This window comes from Rhodococcus sp. ENV425 (genome assembly GCF_002887785.1).
Classification (GTDB): Bacteria; Actinomycetota; Actinomycetes; order Mycobacteriales; family Mycobacteriaceae; genus Rhodococcus; species Rhodococcus aetherivorans.
In genome coordinates this window covers 1-5783 of sequence record NZ_PCZU01000167.1, presented here as the reverse complement: position 1 = coordinate 5783, position 5783 = coordinate 1, and the positions used below count along the sequence as shown (strand labels likewise).

Here is a 5783-nt window from a genome sequence, read left to right as displayed (position 1 = left end):
CCGAAGGGCAGGCACGACCCGGCTCGCGTGAGAACCGCGGGGCTACCGCCGGTGACTACCGGCCGAACGCCTTCTCCAGGATCTCCTGCTGCTCGACCGCGTGAACCTTGCTCGAGCCGGAGGACGGAGCCGACATCGCGCGCCGCGACGCCCGCTTGATGCCCGACAGCTTCTCGGGCAGCATCTCCGGCAGCGCCAGACCCAGGAACGGCCACGCTCCCTGGTTGGCCGGCTCCTCCTGCACCCAGAAGAACTCGTGCGCGTTCGGGTACCGGTCGAGCGCCTCGGCGATGCGGCGACGCGGCACCGGGTACAACTGCTCGATCCGCAGGATCGCGATGTCGTCCCGCTTCTCCTTGTCCTTCTTCGCCTTCAGCTCCCAGTAGAGCTTGCCGGAGGTCAGCAGGACGCGGGTGACCTTGTCGCGGTCGCCACCCTCGTTCTCGTACAGCGGCTCCTCGAACACCGAGCGGAACTTGCCGGTGGTGAAGTCCTCGAGGTCGCTGACCGCGGCCTTGTTGCGCAGCATCGACTTCGGCGTGAACACCACCAGCGGGCGGCGGATGCCGTCGAGGTGATGGCGGCGCAACAGGTGGAAGTAGCTCGCCGGCGTCGACGGCATGGCCACCGTCATCGAACCCTCGGCGCACAGCTGCAGGAACCGCTCGATGCGGCCCGAGGTGTGGTCCGGGCCCTGGCCCTCGTGGCCGTGCGGCAGCAGCAGCACCACGTCGGAGAGCTGACCCCACTTGGCCTCGCCGGAGGAGATGAACTCGTCGATGATGGACTGCGCGCCGTTGACGAAGTCACCGAACTGCGCCTCCCACAGCACCAGCGCCTCCGGGTTGCCCACGGAGTAGCCGTACTCGAAGCCCAGGCCCGCGAACTCGGTCAGCGCCGAGTCGTACACCATGAACTTGCCGCCCTTGCCGCCCTCGGCCGCCACCTGCTGCAGCGGGGTGTACTCGGCACCGGACTTGCGGTCGATGAGCACCGCGTGGCGCTGGGTGAAGGTGCCGCGGCGCGAGTCCTGACCGGCCAGGCGCACCAGGGCACCCTGCTCGACCAGCGAACCGAACGCCAGCAGCTCGGCGTACGCCCAGTCGATGTGACCCTCGCGGGACATCTCCCGGCGCTTCTCGACGACCGGCTTGACGCGCGGATGCACGGAGAAGCCCTCGGGGACGTTCACGAACGCGTCGCCGATCCGCTCGAGCACCGACTTGTCGACCGCGGTGGTCAGCTTCGCCGGCGGCGTCTGGTCGAGCTCGACCGACTCCGACGGTTCCGGCTTGTACTTCTCGAGCTCGCGGACCTCGTTGAAGACCCGTTCGAGCTGGCCCTGGTAGTCGCGCAGCGCGTCCTCGGCCTCTTTGAGCGAGATGTCGCCACGACCGATGAGGGACTCGGTGTAGCTCTTGCGGACGCTGCGCTTGGTGTCGATCACGTCGTACATCGCCGGCTGCGTCATCGACGGGTCGTCGCCCTCGTTGTGGCCGCGACGGCGGTAGCAGATCATGTCGATGACGACGTCCTTGTTGAACTTCTCCCGGAAGTCCACGGCCAGCCGGGCCACCCACACGCACGCCTCCGGGTCGTCCCCGTTGACGTGGAAGATCGGCGCGCCGATCATCTTCGCGACGTCGGTGCAGTACTCCGACGACCGCGAGTGCTCGGGGGCCGTGGTGAAGCCGACCTGGTTGTTGACGACGATGTGCACGGTGCCGCCGGTGCGGTAGCCGCGCAGCAGCGCGAGGTTGAGGGTCTCGGCCACGACGCCCTGGCCGGCGAACGCGGCGTCGCCGTGCAGCAGCAGCGGCATGACGGTGAAGCCGCCCTCGCCCTTGTCGAGGATGTCCTGCTTGGCGCGCACGAGGCCTTCGAGGACCGGGTTGACGGCCTCGAGGTGCGACGGGTTCGCCGTGAGCGACACCTTGATGTCGTTGTCGCCGAACATCTGGATGTAGTTGCCCTCGGCGCCGAGGTGGTACTTGACGTCGCCGGAGCCGTGGGCGGCGGCCGGGTTCAGGTTGCCCTCGAACTCGGTGAAGATCTTCGAGTACGGCTTGCCGACGATGTTGGCCAGCACGTTCAGGCGGCCGCGGTGCGGCATCGCGATGGCGACCTCGTCGAGCTCGTGCTCGGCGGCCTGGTCGATGATCGCGTCCATCATCGGGATGACCGACTCGGCGCCCTCGAGCGAGAACCGCTTCTGGCCGACGTACTTGGTCTGCAGGAAGGTCTCGAACGCCTCGGCGGCGTTGAGGCGGCTGAGGATGTACTTCTGCTGCGCCACGGTCGGCTTGACGTGGTGCGCCTCGACGCGCTCCTGCAGCCACTGCTGCTGCTCGGGATCGAGGATGTGGGTGTACTCCACGCCGACGTGGCGGCAGTAGGCGTCGCGCAGCACCGACAGCACGTCGCGCAGCTTCATGCGCTGCTGACCGTGGAAGCCGCCGACGTTGAACTCGCGGTCGAGGTCCCACAGGGTCAGATCGTGCGTGGTGACGTCGAGGTCCGGGTGCGACCGGAACTTGTCCTTGACGAACTGCAGCGGGTCCGTGTCGGCCATCAGGTGGCCGCGGCTGCGGTAGGCGGCGATCAGCTCGAGGACGCGGGTGCTCTTGTCGACCGCGCCTTCCGGCACGTCCTTGCGCCAGCGGACCGGCTCGTAGGGGATGTGCAGCGTGTGGAAGATCTCGTCGTAGAAATCGTCGCTGATCAGCAGGTTGTGGACGGTCCGCAGGAAGTCGCCGGACTCCGCGCCCTGGATGATGCGGTGATCGTACGTCGAGGTCAGCGTCATCAGCTTGCCGACGCCGAGCTCGGCGATGCGCTCGTCCGAGGCGCCCTGGAACTCGGCGGGGTACTCCATCGCACCGGCACCGATGATGGTGCCCTGACCCGGCATGAGCCGCGGTACCGAGTGCACGGTGCCGATGCCGCCCGGGTTGGTCAGCGAGATGGTGACGCCGGAGAAGTCCTCGGCGGTGAGCTTGCCGTCGCGCGCACGACGGACGATGTCCTCGTACGCGGAGTAGAACTGCGCGAAGTTCATCGACTCGCAGTTCTTGATCGCGGCGACGACGAGCGAACGGTTGCCGTCCTTGCCGGCCAGGTCGATGGCCAGGCCGAGGTTGGTGTGCGCGGGGGTGACCGCGTTCGGCTTGCCGTCGATCTCGGCGAAGTGGCGGTTCATGTTCGGGAACGCCTTCACCGCCTGCACGATGGCGTAGCCGAGCAGGTGAGTGAACGACACCTTGCCGCCGCGGGTACGGGCGAGGTGGTTGTTGATGACGATCCGGTTGTCGACCATCAGCTTCGCAGGGATGGCGCGCACACTGGTGGCGGTCGGGATCGAGAGCGAGGCGTTCATGTTCTTCGCGACGGCAGCGGCAGCGCCACGGAGAACCTTGGACTCTTCCTGGGTGGCCGGCGCGGCGGGCTTCGCGGGGGCCGGCTTGGCGGCGGCGGGCTTGGCCGGTTCCGGAGCGGGAGCCGCCTTGGGTGCCGGTGCGGGCTTCGCCGGGGCAGTAGCGGCCTTCGGCGGAGCCTGGGCCGGGGTGGCCTTCGAGGCGGGGGCGGATTCGGTGGAGGTCGGGGCGGAACTCTGCGCCGGACGCTGGGTCTGCGTGGCGCCGTTCGCGCCACCCGCGACCGCCGCCTCCGGGGAGTAGTCCGTCAGGAATTCGTGCCAGCTGGCGTCCACGGACGACGGATCGTCCTGGAACCGCTGGTACATCTCGTCAACCAACCACTGGTTCTGTCCGAACTGGGAAGTAGAGCTGCTGCTCACGGCAGTTGTTCGCCTCGTTTCTTTCTTCGGTACCCGATCGGAGTGCCTATGTATATGAGGCTAGCCCGCGGCTGTGACGAACAAAAAAGCTCTGCCACGGTCGAGACCTACCTCACAATCTCTGATTCGATGGGATCCCCATCGACGACGGTTCTCGACAGCCGATTATTCCCTGCCCGCATTTGGGCCGCATCACAGAGGGTCGTGTACACGCCTCCGGCGTGCCGCAGTGCGTCGTGCGATCCGGTCTCCACGATGCGCCCGCCGTCGACCACGACGACCAGGTCGGAGCGTGCCGCGGTGGCCAGCCGGTGGGCCACCACCACGGCGGTGCGGCTGCGGGTCACCGACTCGCCCGCCGCGAGCACCGCCCGTTCGGTGCCCGGGTCGAGCGTCGCGGTGGCCTCGTCGAGCAGCAGCAGGTCCGGATCGACGAGTTCGGCCCGGGCCAGCGCCACGAGCTGACGCTGCCCGGCGGACAGGCCCTGCCCGCGCTCGCCGACGGGATGCAGCATGCCGCCGGGCAGACCGGCGATCATGTCGAGGGCCCCCACCGCGCGTGCGGCGGCCTCGATGTCCGCGCGGTCCGCATCGGGCCGCCCGTAGGCGATGTTGCTCGCGACGGTGCCGGTGAACAGGTGCGCCTCCTGCGGGACGACGCCGAGCCGGGCCCGGTACTCGGGCAGGCGATACCCGCGCAGGTCGACGTCGTCGACCCGCACCGAGCCGGACGTCGGATCGTAGAACCGGGCCAGCAGCTTGACGATCGTGGACTTGCCGGCGCCGGTGCGGCCGACGAGCGACACCGTGGAGCCGGCGGGGAAGTGCAGGTCCACGCCGGTGAGCGCGTCGGTGTCGGCCCCCGCGTAGCGGAACCCGACGTCGTCGAGGCGCACGTCGCCGCGCAGGTGTCCCGGGACGGGCACCGTGCCGGTGCCGCCCGTCTCGAGGGAACTCTCGGTGCGCAGCAGGTCGCCGATCCGGCGCAGCCCCACCCGGGCCTGCTGGTAGCCGTCGAACACCTGCGACAACTGCTGGATGGGACCGAACAGCAGGCCGAGGTAGAGCACGAACGCGACGAGCACGCCCGCGGTCGTCGCCCCGGAGGCCACCTCCCGGGCTCCGACGAACACCACCGCGGCCAGCGCGAGGTCGGACAGCAGCGCAATGAACGGGAAGTACAGCGAGATGGCCCGCTGGGAGCGCATCCGGCTGCGCCGGTACGCATCGGCGCGCTCGGCGAACCGGCGGGCCGCGAACTCCTCCCGGCGGTAGGCCTGGGCCGCCCGCAGCCCGGTGACGTTCTCCTGGAAGTCCGCGTTGACCAGGGAGATGCGTTCGCGGGAGACCGAGTAGGCCGTGGACGAGACCCGCCGGAACCACAGCGTCGCCGCGAGCAACGGCGGCACCACCGCCAGCGCCACCAGCCCCAGGGTGAGGTCGGTGGCGAGCAGGGCGACCGAGATCCCGACCAGCGTCAGCACGCTCACCACCGCGGTGGACAACCCGGTCTGGATGAACGAGGAGAGCGCGTCGACGTCCGTGGTCATCCGGGTCATGATGCGGCCGGACAGCTCCCGCTCGTAGTAGTCCAGACCCAGCCGCTGCAGGTGCGCGTAGCTGCGCACCCGCAACCCGAACAGCACCCTTTCGCCGGCGCGGGCGGTGAGCACGGTGAGCACCGCGACCACCAGCCAGGCCAGGAGCGCCAGCGCGGCGCCCACGGCGGTGGCCGCCCACAGCCGCGCGGGTTCGCCCGGCGTGACGCCGCGGTCGACGGCGTAACGCACGATCGACGGGAACGCGATCGACGTCAGCGACTCGACCGCCAGGCACAGCACCACCGCCGCCAGCAGCCACCGCACCGGCCGCAGCGTCCGGGAGAGGCGGAACTCGGGGTCGGGGCGCCGCAGCTGTGCCGTGTCGAGCCCCGGTTGCTCGGTGGCCGGGGGCAACGCCTCGACCGCCCGGCGCAGCGCCGGCGTGG

General features: G+C 69.5%; 2 protein-coding genes. Both read right to left on the bottom strand.

Annotated features, from left to right (window positions below):
• Positions 1-55: 55 nt before the first annotated feature.
• Positions 56-3796: a multifunctional oxoglutarate decarboxylase/oxoglutarate dehydrogenase thiamine pyrophosphate-binding subunit/dihydrolipoyllysine-residue succinyltransferase subunit gene (locus CQZ88_RS13525; RefSeq protein WP_102799890.1), complete on the bottom strand. Its 3741-nt coding sequence runs from the start codon at positions 3794-3796 to the stop codon at positions 56-58.
• A 107-nt stretch (positions 3797-3903) separates the two neighbouring features.
• On the bottom strand, positions 3904-5783 hold a 1880-nt coding region (locus CQZ88_RS13520), incomplete at its 5' end, for an ABC transporter ATP-binding protein (RefSeq protein ID WP_146034304.1).